The 15,606-nt window shown below is 36.3% G+C and carries 9 protein-coding genes; all 9 read right to left on the reverse strand.

The features are described 5' to 3' along the window. Positions 1-14 precede the first annotated feature (14 nt). The 9 genes from folP to KQI71_RS04890 all read right to left on the reverse strand — a co-directional run bounded on the left by folP (position 15) and on the right by KQI71_RS04890 (position 15,581). Positions 15-821 (reverse strand): dihydropteroate synthase, encoded by an 807-nt coding sequence (gene folP / locus KQI71_RS04850; protein ID WP_216434617.1) that lies wholly within the window; start codon positions 819-821, stop codon positions 15-17. Between the two features lie 9 nt (positions 822-830). Next, positions 831-1,313 (reverse strand): HD domain-containing protein, encoded by a 483-nt coding sequence (locus tag KQI71_RS04855; RefSeq protein WP_216434619.1) that lies wholly within the window; start codon positions 1,311-1,313, stop codon positions 831-833. 15 nt (positions 1,314-1,328) lie between these two features. Further along, a complete protein-coding gene (locus KQI71_RS04860; protein WP_216434621.1) occupies positions 1,329-2,600 on the reverse strand; it encodes a bifunctional folylpolyglutamate synthase/dihydrofolate synthase in 1,272 nt (423 codons plus the stop codon). Between the two features lie 16 nt (positions 2,601-2,616). After that, positions 2,617-4,926, reverse strand: coding sequence for an endopeptidase La (gene lon, locus KQI71_RS04865; protein WP_216434623.1), 2,310 nt, complete (start codon positions 4,924-4,926; stop codon positions 2,617-2,619). Between the two features lie 90 nt (positions 4,927-5,016). Further along, positions 5,017-6,318 carry an ATP-dependent Clp protease ATP-binding subunit ClpX gene (gene clpX, locus KQI71_RS04870; protein WP_253287946.1) on the reverse strand — a complete coding sequence of 434 codons (1,302 nt, stop codon included), beginning with the start codon at positions 6,316-6,318 and terminating at the stop codon, positions 5,017-5,019. A 21-nt stretch (positions 6,319-6,339) separates the two neighbouring features. Next, the gene (clpP, locus tag KQI71_RS04875; RefSeq protein ID WP_216434627.1) at positions 6,340-6,924 is read right to left on the reverse strand and encodes an ATP-dependent Clp endopeptidase proteolytic subunit ClpP; all 585 of its coding nucleotides are present in this window, start codon (positions 6,922-6,924) and stop codon (positions 6,340-6,342) included. Positions 6,925-6,945: 21 nt separating this feature from the next. Then, positions 6,946-8,226 (reverse strand): trigger factor, encoded by a 1,281-nt coding sequence (gene tig, locus KQI71_RS04880; RefSeq protein WP_216434629.1) that lies wholly within the window; start codon positions 8,224-8,226, stop codon positions 6,946-6,948. Positions 8,227-8,324: 98 nt separating this feature from the next. After that, positions 8,325-10,370, reverse strand: a complete 2,046-nt coding sequence (locus KQI71_RS04885; RefSeq protein WP_253287938.1) for a sulfatase-like hydrolase/transferase — start codon at positions 10,368-10,370, stop codon at positions 8,325-8,327. A gap of 207 nt (positions 10,371-10,577) precedes the next feature. Further along, entirely contained in the window at positions 10,578-15,581 is a 5,004-nt protein-coding gene (locus tag KQI71_RS04890) for a fibronectin type III domain-containing protein (protein WP_216434632.1), read from the reverse strand. Between the last annotated feature and the right edge of the window lie 25 nt (positions 15,582-15,606).

The raw sequence follows: 15,606 nt of genomic DNA on the forward strand, positions 1-15,606 counted from the left end.
TTCCACACTCCTTTTTATTTGCAACAAATCGCTTCAATCATGGTAAGTGCCCGTTTATTTTCTTTCACATCATGTACACGGAAGAAACGACATCCTTTCATATAACCACATACCGTTGTCGCAACTGTCCCTTCCACTCTCTGATCAGATGGAAGATCCAACGTCAATCCGATCATCGATTTTCTGGATGTTCCAAGAAGAATTGGTACTTCCCACTGATCTAATAGTTCCAAATGATTCATAAGTTCCAGATTCTGGTCAAGATCTTTTGCAAATCCAATTCCAGGATCTAACATAATATGACTCTTTCTTATGCCTGCCTTTTCTGCAATCTCCATTGTTTCTTGAAGATCTCCAATAACATCCGTCAAAAAATTTTTATAATTCGTATCTTTTCGATTGTGCATCAGACAGGCTGAGACCCTTGTCTCTGCAAGCAATGGGGCCATTGTACCATCCCATTTTAATCCCCATATATCATTAATCATATCGGCTCCTGCCTCAATCCCCGCTCTTGCTACTGCTGATTTATAAGTATCCAAAGATACAACCGTGTCAAATTCCTGTTTTACTTTTTCAATCACTGGAGCTACTCGTTCAATTTCTTCTTCATCTGATATCAAGGTGTAACCAGGTCTGGTAGATTCTCCTCCAATATCAATGATATCAGCTCCATCATTGATCATTTCCTGCGCATGTTTCAATGCCGCATCGATATGATCAAACTTTCCTCCGTCAGAAAAAGAATCTGGGGTTACATTTAAGATCCCCATAATGTAACCATGCTGCTGCGTATCAAATATTTTTTCTCCTATTTTCATCTTTATCTCCTATCTGATATAGACATTATTTTTCTTTTCCGGCGGCCAGTAACATTCTTCATGAACTGGACAATGCATACAATCTCTTGACAATTTATCTGCACGATAAAAAATCTCCGAAAAATCTTCTTCATTTACTCTGCCTATATCACGATGATTCCGAATTGTTTCTATGATGATCGTTCTTTCCCATGGCTTATAATCGCATTCTAAAAGGATCTCTTCTGCAATTATAGCCCCTGCTTCCTCGTGGGAAATTCCCTTTTCATACTGCATTGCCCTTCCAAGATCATGAAGAAATGCCGTTCCATAAATGATGTCGACAGAAACATCGATTTTCTTTTCCATAGCAAAAATATAACAAATCCTTGCTACTGAAAGAAAATGTTCCATATCATGTCTACAAAACCGTCTTTCCTTTTCCAAATTTTGCAGTTTTTCATATTCTTCCTGGTATCGTTTGCTTTTTACAATTCTCTGGAATCGTTCCAATGTTCTTTTCCTCTATTATAATTCATTTTGAAATGATAAGGTACCAAAAATAACAATAACATCATCATCCAATGCTTTTTCCTTTACTTCTTTCAAGCAAGATGCTAGCCTGTCCCTCTCATAAACATTCGAATGATATTTTCTTATTACCTTTGCAAGTTCTTTACTTGGCAATGCTCTTGCATTATCTGGAGCCACTGTATAAATACAGTCCGCCTGCTTTGCTGTTAGAGCGATCATTTTTTCATAGTCCTTATCAGCCAATACTCCCATTATATAAATGATTCGTCTATTTGTAAAATTATTTTGTAAAAATTTTGTTAAATATTTTGCTCCATCTGGATTATGCGCTCCATCACATAAAATGAGTGGCTTTCTTTCTAGAAGTTCCAGCCTTCCTCTCCAGACAGTTTTTCTAAATCCTTCTTCCGTCTGAAATTCGCTGATACAGTAACAATTTTTAATCACTTCCAGTGCTTCCAATGCGACGGCGGCATTATAAATTTGATGCTCACCAAGAAGAGGAATCTCTATTTTTTCATACCATCTGCCATGACTGCTTCTATATGCAAAACTTTGTCCGTCTATGGACTGTTTTAAAATACGAATTCCATCTGTATGAACAAAAGATAATGGACAATGTCTCTCTTTTGCCGTCTGTTTTATGACATTGTTTGCTTCCTCTGAATTATCATATGATATGACTGGACATCCCTCTTTGATAATTCCTGCTTTCTCTGTGGCAATTGCTTCGATGGTATTTCCAAGATATTGCATATGATCAAAACCAATCGATGCAATGATTGTACAAATTGGTTTCGTTACAACATTTGTTGCATCCAATCGTCCACCCATCCCAGTTTCCAAAAGCACAACATCTACTTTTTTATCGAGGAAATAAAGAAAGCTTAATGCAGTTTCAATCTCAAACATCGTCGGATGATGTTTTCCATCCTTTACCATCTCCTCTGATATCTTCTTTATTTTCTCCATATAAAAACATAAATCTTCTTTTGAAATATTTTCCTCGTTGATCCGGAATCGTTCTTCATAGGAAAAGGAAGCAGGAGATACATATCGTCCTGCTCTATATCCGCTTTCCCGGAAAACTCCTGCTAAATAAGCAAGAATTGACCCTTTTCCATTCGTTCCGGCAATATGAACGACTTTCAGCTGTTCCTGAGGATTTCCCAGACGATTCAACAGTTCTTTTATGTTATCCAGGCCAAGAACGCTGCCAAATTTATTCGTATTCTGTATAAAATCCATTGCTTCTTTATAGTTCATCATTGCCTCCTGCCTTTTATGCTCTTACAAATGCTTCTTTGATTACCTGATTCATCGTACGTACAAAAACGATTTCCAGTCCATCTGTAATTTCTACATCAAATTCTTTTACATCTTTTTCATTTGATTTTGGTACCAGTACTTTCTGAATACCAAGTCGTTTTGCTGCGAGAAGTTTTTCTTTCAAACCTCCAATCGGAAGAACATCTCCTCGGATTGTCACCTCTCCTGTCATAGCCAAATCTCCTCGAACCTTTTGACCAAGAATCGCCGAAAGAATTGCTGTTGTCATTGTAATTCCTGCAGAAGGCCCATCTTTTGGAACTGCTCCCTCTGGAATATGCATATGAATATCATGTTTTTCAAAATAATCCGCTTTGATCTTATATTTGCGGCTCTGACTACGAATATAGCTGATAGCAGCCTGAGAAGATTCCTTCATAACATTTCCAAGAGAACCTGTTACCTGAACTCTTCCTTTTCCTGGCATTACATTCACTTCAATCTTTAAAGTCGCACCACCAACAGCTGTCCATGCAAGCCCATGTACAATCCCAACCTGATTTTTTAAGGATTCTTTTTCCCACTCATATGGTGGAACTCCTAAATAATCCCGGATGACTTTCTTCGTGATCGTTACTTTTCGATGTTTCTTTTCATAAATATCTTTTGTCACTTTTCTTGAAATCTGTCCGATTCTTCTTTCCAGATTTCTGACACCAGCCTCCCTTGTATAAGCATCAATCAAATAACGAAGAGCATCTTCTTTCCAGTGAATTTGACTTTCTTTTAAACCATTGGCCTCCATTTGCTTTTCTACCAAATATTTTTGAGCAATATGATATTTTTCATTTGCTGAATAGCTGGATACTTCAATGATTTCCATACGATCAAGAAGAGGTCTTGGAATCGTTGATAAATCATTTGCCGTAGCAATAAATAACACATCACTTAAATTTAATGGCACCTCTAAATAATGATCCTGAAAATGTTCATTTTGTTCCGGATCCAGAACTTCAAGCAGTGCTGATGCTGTATCTCCACGTTGATCACGCCCTGCCTTATCAATTTCATCTAACAGCATCAAAGGATTTCTAACTTTCACACGACACAGTGATTCTACAATACGTCCTGGCATTGCTCCCACATAAGTTTTTCTATGTCCGCGAATCTCAGATTCATCTCTGACACCACCAAGAGAAAGTCTTACATATTCTTTATTTGTTGCTTTTGCAATGGATTTCGCAATGGAAGTTTTTCCAGTTCCCGGAGGACCAAACAAACATAAAATAGCAGCATCCTTTTTGCCGCTCATTGCTCTTGCTGCCAAATATTCAAGAATACGTTCTTTTACCTTTTTCAATCCAAAATGATCTTCCTCCAAAATCTGTGCTGCACGCTCAAGATCCAAAGAATCTTTGGAACAGTTTTCCCAAGGAACAGAAAGCATTGTTTCAATATAAGTGCGCAAAACAGAACTTTCTGGTGTGGTCATTCCGATTGCCTGAAAACGACTGATTTCTTTTTTTATCTTTTCTTTTACTTCTTTTGAGGCATTCAGTTGGCGAAGTTGGTCCATAAATTCTTGTGCTTCATCTGCCATACTTGTTTCACCAAGTTCCTCGCGGATGACTTTCATCTGTTCCCGCAACATATATTCTTTTTGGTTCTTTTCAACATTGTTGCGGACTTTTTCCTGTATTTCATTTCGTAACTGCAGTACCTCTAGTTCTTCCTGCATCATGGTCAGCATGACTTCACAACGATTTTTCAAATCCATCTCTTCCAAGATTTTTTGTTTATCTTCCAAAGAAAACGGAATATGTGTTGCCAGCTGATCAATCATAAGTTCCAGATCTTGCTGCATCAAAATATAACTTACAATATTTTGATCAATCTGAGTAGAAGAATTGCTATATTTTTCAAAACTTTCTTTTACCGACCGCATCATTGCTTCTTTTTCATAAGGAGCAAACTCTTGCTGTTCTACATGATTGTAAACAACTTCTACTCGAAACAGCGGCTCTTCATCACAGATATCGGTCATTTCTGCTCGGAATAACCCTTCTGCAAAAATTCGTACAATATTTTGAGGCAATTTTACAACCTGCTTAATTTTCGCTACCGTACCAACATGGTACAAATCCATCACATCTGGATCCTCTACCGTTGGATCTTTCTGGTTATTTAAAAAAATCAGCTGATCATTCTCCATTGCTTCTTCAATTGCCCGAATGGATTTGCTTCTAGATGCATCAAAATGAATGACGGTATTTGGAAAAATATACTTTCCTCTTAAGGTGAGCATTGGTAATATTTTTTTCATTTCGTTCTCCTTTTTTAAAAGAAAAACTGCTTCTGACACAAGATATCCTTGCATGAAAAGCAGTTTTTGCTTCAGGCTTTCCGCCTGTCTTTATGCAATCTCTGGATTGCTTTTTGCCATTCGTTTCTTTGGTGCTGAAGTTTTCGTCTTCTTTTCTGATCTTTCAATCAGAGCCTGGGCACCGTTTTCCACAACATCTCTGGTAATGATGCATTTCGAAACATCTGGCTGAGATGGAATCTGATACATTAGATCCATAATCACCTGCTCAACAATCGCACGAAGTCCTCTGGCACCTGTCTTACGATCCAGTGCTTTCTGCGCAATTGCCTCTAATGCTTCTTTTTCAAATTCTAATTTTACACCATCTAATTCAAACAGTTTCTGATACTGTTTCACCAGAGCGCTCTTTGGTTCTGTTAAAATGCGAACCAAAGCTTCTTTGTCCAATGGATTTAAAGATACGTTTACCGGAACACGACCGATAAATTCCGGAATCAATCCAAATTTTACGAAATCTTCTGGAAGTACCTGACCAAGCAGCGCTCCCAAATCTTTTTCACTTTGGCCAATGACATCTGCACCAAATCCGATAGATTTTTTACCAATTCTAGACTCAATAATCTTTTCAAGTCCATCAAAGGCTCCTCCACAAATAAAGAGAATATTTGTTGTATCAATCTGAATAAACTCCTGATGCGGATGTTTTCTTCCACCTTGCGGTGGAACAGAAGCAACGGTTCCCTCAATGATTTTCAGCAATGCCTGCTGTACACCCTCTCCGGAAACGTCTCTTGTAATGGATGTATTTTCAGATTTTCTTGTAATCTTATCAATTTCGTCAATATAAATAATTCCACACTGTGCGCGGTCGATATCATAATCTGCCGCCTGAATAATCTTCAGAAGGATGTTTTCCACATCTTCTCCTACATATCCTGCTTCTGTCAATGCTGTTGCATCTGCAATCGCAAATGGAACATTCAGCATCTTGGCAAGTGTCTGAGCCAGTAATGTTTTTCCTGATCCGGTTGGTCCGAGCATCAGAATATTACTCTTCTGCAGATCCACATCTGAATCACTGCCAAGCAGGATTCTCTTATAATGATTATATACTGCAACCGATAATACCTTCTTCGCATCATCCTGTCCGATTACATACTGATCCAAGAATTCTTTAATTTCTTTTGGCTTTTTTAAATTGATTTCCATATCTTCACCGTATTGCTCAAATTCTTCATTAATAATTTCTGAGCAGATGTCGATACATTCATCACAGATATATACACCTTTTGCTTTTGGTCCTGCGATCAGTTTTCGAACCTGATCCTGTGTCTTATTACAAAAGGAACATCTTAATACCCTTTTTTCTTCATTATAATTTGCCACCAGACCACCTCAAACTTTCTTTGTTTATTGTCTCTTTTCTACAACACGATCGATTAATCCATAGGCAACAGCCTCATCAGCTGAAAGCCAATTATCACGATCTGTATCTTTTGCAATGGTCTCATACGGCTGTCCGGTATTCTCACTTAAAATCGTATTTAAACGTTTCTTTGTTTTAAGAATATGTTCCGCAGCGATCTCAATCTCTGTTGCCTGACCCTGCGCTCCTCCGGATGGCTGATGAATCATGATTTCGGCATTTGGTAATGCAAACCTCTTGCCCTTTGTTCCTCCTGCCAGAAGAAATGCCCCCATACTTGCAGCCATTCCCATACACATAGTAGAAACATCACATTTTACATACTGCATGGTATCATAGATCGCCATTCCTGCTGTAACGGATCCTCCTGGACTGTTGATATAGAAATTAATGTCTTTGTCTGGGTCTTCTGACTCCAGAAAAAGAAGCTGGGAAACTACCAGACTTGCAGTCGCATCATTGACTTCTTCTCCTAAAAAGATAATTCTTTCTTTTAATAAACGGGAAAAAATATCATACGATCTTTCTCCTCTGCTTGTCTGTTCAATGACATAAGGTACTAAACTCATACTGCATCCTCCTAATTCGTCTTATTTTGCTTCTGCAACGAGGAAGTCAACTGCTTTCTGAACAGCGATATCAGATAACATCTGTTCTTTCTGAGCACCCTGGATCATTTTTTCCAGCTGTTCAGATTCCATCTGATACATAGATGCCATTTTATCCAGTTCTGCTTTGAAATCTTCTTCTGTTGCTTCAATATTTTCTGCTTTTACAATTGCTTCTAATACCAGGCGAGTCTGAATTCTCTTTAATGCCTGTGGTTTCATATCATCTGCAAATTTCTGAGCATCTGTTCCTGTGAACTGCAGATACTGTTCAAGACTCAGTCCCTGATAGCTTAATCTCTGAGCAAATTCTTCTGTCATCTGCTGAATCTGTTCTTCAATCATAGCTTCCGGAATATCCATTTCAGAAGCTTCTACAGCTGCATCAACAATCTTGTTTTCTCTTTCTGTTTTTGCTTCTTCTTTTTTACGTGCACGGATTTTTTCTTTTACATCTGCTTTGTATTCATCCAGTGTTTCAAATTCAGAAACTTCTGATGCGAATTCGTCATCAAGTTCTGGAAGTTCTTTTTCTTTAATTCCCTTAATTTTCACTTCAAATACAGCTTCTTTTCCTGCAAGATCAGGTGCATGGTATTCTTCTGGGAATGTTACATTGATTTCTGTTTCTTCATTCAGTTCTTTTCCGATCAGCTGTTCTTCAAATCCTGGAATAAATGCTCCGGAACCGATAACTAATGTCTGGTCTTGTGCTGTTCCACCTTCGAATTTAACTCCATCAACAGATCCTGAATAATCAATTGTCAGAATATCTCCGTCTTTTACTGGACGATCTTCGATTGTAATTTCTCTTGCGTTCTGTTCCTGAGTTTTCTTCAGTTCTGCCTCAACTTCTTCTTTCTTTACCATAACACGTGTCTTAGGAACTTCAATTCCTTTATACTCACCTAATGTTACTTCTGGTTTTACTGCAAGTTCTGCTGTAAAGATAAAGTCTTTTCCTTTTTCAAGCTGTACAACATCAATCTGTGGTCTTGAAACAATTTCCAGATCACTATCTTTCATTGCTTCTGCATAAGCATCTGGAATTAAGATGTTTGCTGCATCTTCATAGAAGATTTCAACACCATATTCTTTTGCGATCAGCTGAAAAGGTACTTTTCCTTTACGGAAACCAGGAACGTTGAACTGTCCTTTTTTCTTATTAAAAGCCTGTTTGATCGCATCATCTAATTTTGCTGCATCAACTTCAATTGTTACCTTTACCATATTATGTTCTAAGTTTTCCACTTGCAAACTCATCTCTATGAATCCTCCTAAATAATTATTATCATTTTGTAAATTTCACAAACATTCAATTATTATAGCATATGCTTAATGCGGTGCACAAGCTTCTTTGCCTATTTTTCATTTTTTTCTTTATATACATAGGTTTTTGAGCTTCGAAGCACCTTCGGTGCCTTACTTACAATGCTTACTTTGAATGTATTTCCATCTTTTAAATCACTTTTTGACACTTCCAGTAAATGTTCATTATGATACGTTGTATTAATCTTCACATCTCCAACATAAACCTGGCAATAATTCGTAAAATTATTTCCTACAAGGAAAATACTATCTTCTGTCTCATATGCCTTTGTTACTTCAAGATTTCTAATACCAAAGGTAATGTTCGTTGCCTTAAATGGATTTTTCTGATTCCATACATACCGTTTTCCATAAAGCATATCATACTGAAGAGCTTTCATATCCTTCTGATAGTTCTTTGTTCCCTTCCTTGTTTGATGATAACTGTTCATAACTCCTGTATGAATATGAAGTTTATTTAAAATTTCAGAACTAAGATCATAAGCCTGAATCGTTCCATCTTTCTTTTTCAGCCCCATATTATCCCAGATAAAGTAACTTGTTTCATATTTGTTTCCATAAGTCAAATCTTTATCCTCAATATCAAGACTTGGAAGATGGTCTCCATACATTACAAGAATGGTCTTTTCATTTCGTTTCTTCAAAGACTGTACCAACTGTCCGACAAAATGATCCATCTGATATACCTGATTTGCATAATACGTATATTTGTTTCTTAATGCTTCATCTTTGATTCCACTAACTTTAATTTCCGGATTTTCAATCACTTCTGTTGTTGGATAATCTCCATGTCCTTGCACAGATATACAATAAATATAATCCTGTCCTTTTGTAGAATTCAGGCAATCATTGATATAGCCTGTCAAAATATAATCTTTTGCCCATCCATTTTCCGTCCACTTTGTAATATTCATACTTTCCTTTGTCGTAAAAGTATCAAATCCAAGTTGTGAAAAAACAAGGTCTCTATCATAAAATGCCGCACTGTTATCATGAATCGCATGCGCTTTATATCCGTATGATTTCAGCAACGTTGCCATGCTTTCCGTTGTTGTCTCCTGAAGAATCGTTTTATATGGGTATTCCGCCGCTCCAAAATGATCCAAATTCATCCCAGTAATAACTTCAAATTCTGAATTTGCTGTTCCTGCCCCATAAGAAGGCATCGCAAGATGTCCAGAAGAATAACCTTTCATATATTTGTGAAAGTTTGGAAGCGGATCCTTATTAAATTTAATTCCTTTTACCTGCGTAATATCAAAATGCGATTCTAACTGAACAAATATTACATTCGGTTTTTGTATGGTCTCATGATTTTTTTTCTCATTTTTTTCTTTCTTTGCAATCGCCTTTTTTGTTCGGTTCTCAATCTTATCTATTCGCTTTTTCGAATAAGTAGCTGGCTTTTCAATTCCATTTTTTAATGCCGTAATTGAAAAGCAATACGGAGTACCGTAATCACTAAACGCAATTCGTATATTATGAATTTTATCTGTTAACATCCCTGTTTTGAAGCTATATTTTGTAACACCGGCAAATGCAACACAGATAATTACAAATTTTACCCACTCTCTCTTTCTTCCCAAATGATGTTCCATTGGAAGGTACATATAACATACAACAAGTAAAATCAATAAAATTAGAAGCAATGCTCCAATTGCTGTAATTTCAAGCGGTGTAAAATAATTTGCCATAACCGGCAGCACTGATTTCATCAAGGTGACATCAACATAAGTAAATGGTGTGTTTCTCGAACTCAGCATCATAAAATTGACAATTCCGACAATACTCCAGAGCAACGTCACAAGAATATAAAAAAACAATCTTCTCTTCACGATCAACACAACCGAATAAGTCAGGAAAATGATAAAGATACTATACAAAAATACCTTCGTTCTTTCATTTACAAACCCGATTGCACTAAGATCAAATGTCTGACGTCCTAATACTTCCAGAAGGAATGCCATGAGTACGGACAAAACAACATTGCATAAAATCGGATGTTTTCTGAGTTTTTCAACAATCAGCCAACCGATTTTTTTTCCTGTTGTCTGTATCTGATTCAAAAAAATCTTCATGCCTTTCTCCTTTTATCATGGACTAAATGTCCCATCTCATTTCGATTCATACAAATAATCCATCTGTAATCATCGTAATATTATACCATTCCTTTCACAAAGTGTCCAATTGAAAACTCTTAAAACTTTATGAAGTTCGAGCGATTACAAAAGAAAAACCCCTGCTTTTTTGCAGAGGTTTTTCCTTGGTTCATCCATCAGATTTTATTACTTATTGACTTTTACACTTTTTTTACTGCTCCAAGCACTGTAATATTTTGTATTTGATACTGTCTTATAAGAACGTACTCTGATTGTATAAATCTTTTTCTTTTTTAGATTTTTAAGTGTAGCATTCTTATTTTTCGCTGAAACTGTCATTGTCTGACTCTTTCCGCCACTGACCGTATATTTAATCTGATATCCGGATGCCTTCTTATTTGTTGTCCATGCAACAACTGCTTTTGCACCTTTCTGATTCTTAACACTGGTTACTTTTGGTGTACTTAAGAAATATCCTGTCTTTGTTTTCTTCGTTGTTACTATGACTGTTTCTTTTCCATTATTATCTTTTGTATAAGCAACAATCTTATAAACATATTTCTGTCCATTCTTATTCGCTTTTGTGTCATTAAATTTCACTGTGTTTCCACTGGTAATTGTTTTCACTTTAGTAAATTTCTTTCCATCCGTACTGCGATATACATAGTAACCATTTGCTTTGGATACTTTTTTCCATGACACTGTCATATTTTTACCAGCACTTGAAACACTCTTAAGCATTTGAATTTTACAATTCTTGCAAACGCCATTTTTATCAAAATCATGACCTGTTGCTTTTACTGCAACTGTTTTGGAATCCTTGTACTCTTTTCCATAAAAGGCACCCACTGCTGTATAAACAACTTTTCCATTTTTTGTACATGTAGCTTTGGTTCCTTTTGATGTGACTGTACACTCAATTTCCTTCACATCTTTACAATCTGCACATGTAAGTTTTAATACACAGCTCTGATAATCTTTGGACCATACAAATTTTGGATTTCCATACTGATGACCTTTTGCAGGAATAACTTCCTTTTTATCATCGGTATAAGTTTTTCCATTCAATACCACTTCCGCACGATACTGACAATATCCATCTTCTGTATCGGTTGCTTCCTTGCTGTCTACTTTGCTTACTTTACATGTTTTTGTCACAGTTTTTCCACATGTCTTACAAGTTGCTTTTGCTGTACATGTTTTATAATCTTTCGACCATGTAAAAGCTGCTTCTCCATATTCATGTCCAGTTGCTTTCACTGTTACCGTTTTTACATTAACATAGCCTTTTCCATCAAACTTGCAAGATGCTGTATAAACAGCTTCTCCATCTTTCTCACAAGTTGCTTTCTTGGTTTCTTCAAAGGAAACAGTACATGGAACTTGCTGTACATTGCTACAAGTTGTACATTTAAATTCTGCTACACATGTCTTTTTATCTTCAGACCATTTGAAGACTGGCGCTTTATTATACTTATGACCAGTTGCTGGAATAATTTCTTTCTGATCATTCGTATATGTTTTACCATTTAATACAACTTCTGCACGATACAAATAATATCCATTTTCTGCATCTGTTGGATTTTTTGTCTCTACTTTACTGACTTTACATGTTTCTGTTATTGTTTTTCCACATGCTTTACAAATTATTTTTGCTGTACAGTTCTTATACTCTTTGTCCCATGTAAATACAGGATCTCCATACTGATGTCCAGTTGCCTTTACAACAACTGATTTTGCATCTGTATAATTCTTTCCATTGAATGTAATGGATGCTGTGTAAGTAGCGTTTCCATCCTTTTCACAAGTTGCTTTTACTTCTTCTTTGACCGTCATCTTGCAATCTACTTTTTCCTCATGCTTGCAGACACTACATGTAAAGACTGCCTTACATGTCTTCTTATCGTTCGACCACTGGAATTCTGGATCTCCATATTGATGTCCGGTTGCTTCTTCTTTCTCTGTTTTTGTATTGGTGTAGTCTTTTCCATTCAATGTAGCAGTTGCTGTGTAAGTAGTTTTTCCATCCTTTTCACAGGTTGCTTTTTCTTCTTCTTTGTTTACTTTACAATCTACTTCTTTTTTATCTTTACAAGCACTACATATAAAGACTGCCTTACATGTTTTTTTATCTTTTGACCATGTAAAAGCTGGATCTCCATACTGATGTCCAGTTGCCTTTACAACAACTGATTTTGCATCTGTATAATTCTTTCCATTCAATGTAATGGATGCTGTATAAGTAGCGTTTCCATCCTTTTCACAGGTTGCTTTTTCTTCTTCTTTGACCGTCATCTTGCAATCTACTTTTTCCTCATGCTTGCAGACACTACATGTAAAGATTGCCTTACATGTCTTCTTATCTTCAGACCACTGGAATTCTGGATCTCCATATTGATGTCCGGTTGCTTCTTCTTTCTCTGTTTTTGTATTGGTGCAGTCTTTTCCATTCAATGTAGCAGTTGCTGTGTAAGTAATTTTTCCATCCTTTTCACAGGTTGCTTTTTCTTCTTCTTTGTTTACTTTACAATCTACTTCTTTTTTATCTTTACAAGCACTACATATAAAGACTGCCTTACATGTTTTTTTATCTTTTGACCATGTAAAAGCTGGATCTCCATACTGATGTCCAGTTGCTTCTTCTTTCTCTGTTTTTGTATTGGTGTAGTCTTTTCCATTAAATGTAACAGTTGCTGTGTAAGTAGTTTTTCCATCCTTTTCACAGGTTGCTTTTTCTTCTTCTTTGTTTACTTTACAATCTGCTTCTTTTTTATCTTTGCAAGCGCTACATATAAAGACTGCCTTACATGTTTTTTTATCTTCAGACCACTGGAATTCTGGATCTCCATATTGATGTCCGGTTGCTTTTTTTGTTGGCACTACTTTTGTATTTTTGAATTCTTTATCTTCAAAAGTACAGGTAGCCGTATAAGTTGTCTGTTCATCCTGTTCACAACTTACATTCTGTGTCACATTAGAAGTAACATTGCATGGAATCCTCTTTTCATTTTTTCCGTTTTCATCTTTAAACACTGCGGTACAGCTTGATCCATCTTTTGCCCATTCATAGGTTGGTTCCTTGTATGTAATTCCTTCTGGATCTGCTTTTTTACAGATTTTACAAATTCTTGTTTCTTCTGTTGCATTGTATTCATACTGATGGCTCACTGGATCAGATGTTTCTTTTCTTGATCCTTCTTTCACTCGTCCGCAAATTGTGCAACGTTCTTCTTCAAATCCGCCTCTTAAGCATGTTGGTGCAACTGTAACTTTTTGATAATTATGGCTGTTTCCTACTAAATGGCTCATATCCAGTGTTTCTTTGATATTCGCACATTTTTCAAAATTCTTGCTTAATCCATTGTCTTCTCCAAAGTTTCCATATGCAGGTTTGTAATTGACACATTCTGTTTTATAATCGGTCTTGCTGCTTAAGTTTGTTGCTAGGGCAACGTACATCTTTCCATCATCTTTAATAGAAATGCCAGCAACTGGACGTTCTTTTACTTTCATAATGCTGCCTTCATTTGCTGCGGCAACATAGAATGACTGAGATACATTAGCATCATTGGTTTGTTTGACAGCGACTTCATTATATTCTTTGATTAAAGTAATCTTTCCATTTGCTGTCTGATATTCATAAATTTTATTTCCAAGATTAAAATAGAGATTTCCTCCATACAATCCTACAGAATGCTGCAATCCTGGATAAATCTTATTATAAAGAACATCTTTCTTATATTCATTTACAATATCCTGATTGGTTGCTACTTCTCTTCCATCTGTTGTATATACTTTTCCTGTTTCATAATCCACCAGTGTCTGAATTTTACCAGTCTTACGATTTCTACATGTCAGCTGATCTCGTTTGTCATGATAAGTTCCGCCTTCATATAGATTTTTTGTATTTGCCTGTGGTTTTACATAATACCAATAGCTGTCATTATAAGAAATAGGAGAGTCTACTTGACTAAACCACGCATTTTCATAAGTGCTGTCTGTACACTTATCTACATATGCAGTATCTAAATCACTACCCGAAAAACCACTCCATTTTTCAAAATTCTTCTGTGTAAATAAGAAGAACATATGACCTAAGTTTCCTTCGGTTTCTGTACGAACTCTCTGATTTTCTTCTACTTTAATATCTGCAAAACTTGGATCTACATAATACCATTTTCCATCAATCTTTACTGCATTAATGTAATGATCATGGGTACGACATGCGTAATCAACAATGGCATTATCTCCGACTTCTTTCTTTGTCTTCCATGTACCATCGGCATTTTTGTAAATTTCCGGATGCATACGCTGGACAATATAAGCATAAGCGCTGCAATATCCAATACATACCGCTTTTTTCTCAACCAACGCTCCAAAGGCTGTACTCGAAACAAATTTCTGTTTCCCCTGGAAAAATGCATCATCAAACGTAATCAGATTTGCCAGATAATCATTTAAAACCATCTGTTTTTCAACTTCTGACATACTATTATCATTTACCTTTGCCAGAATTTTATCTGCCTCTTTTAAGAAAGAAGTTCCATAATATTGTACAAACTTCTCCAATCCTTGTTCCATGTCGTTAATCTGTTTATCAACCGCATCAAGGTCCTGTGTCTGTGTCAATGTATTATAGTCCACTCCAGCAAGGGCAGCTATAGCTCCTAATGGGCTTTCTGTCGTGTCTTTCTTATAGAAAAACGGCACCGGTACACCAAAATAATCTGGGTTAGCTTCATAATATTCCTGCAGTTTTGCATAATCTGCAATGGCTTTTTGCAATTTTTCCTGCTGATTTGCTGCATCAGTACCATCTTTTACATTTTTCGCCCCGATCTGGTTAATTTCCCCAACAGCCGCTTCAAAGGCACTATCCATTGTTACATTGACTTTGTCTACCCTCTGATCTTTTCCGGTTTTCAAAGAATAGGTTACCAGAGATGTACAATGATTTTTCTTCAAAACCTTATTGACCGCTTTTTTTGCATCTGCAGGTTTTAAGTTATAAGAAGAAATATCAATGGATTTTTTTACATTCTTCTTAAATAACTCCTCTGTGATTTTGGTTTCCACACTTTTTTTTGCTGCAGCATGAACCGAATTCAAATTTGCAAAAAGACAAAAGGCAAAAACCAGACAAAAAATTCCAAGAAATTTTCTGCTTCTTCTTTTCATACGTTCCTTCATAGATACCTCCATTCCCTTTATTTTG

Origin of the sequence: Anaerostipes sp. MSJ-23 (assembly GCF_018918155.1) — a bacterium.
GTDB lineage: Bacteria > Bacillota > Clostridia > Lachnospirales > Lachnospiraceae > Anaerostipes.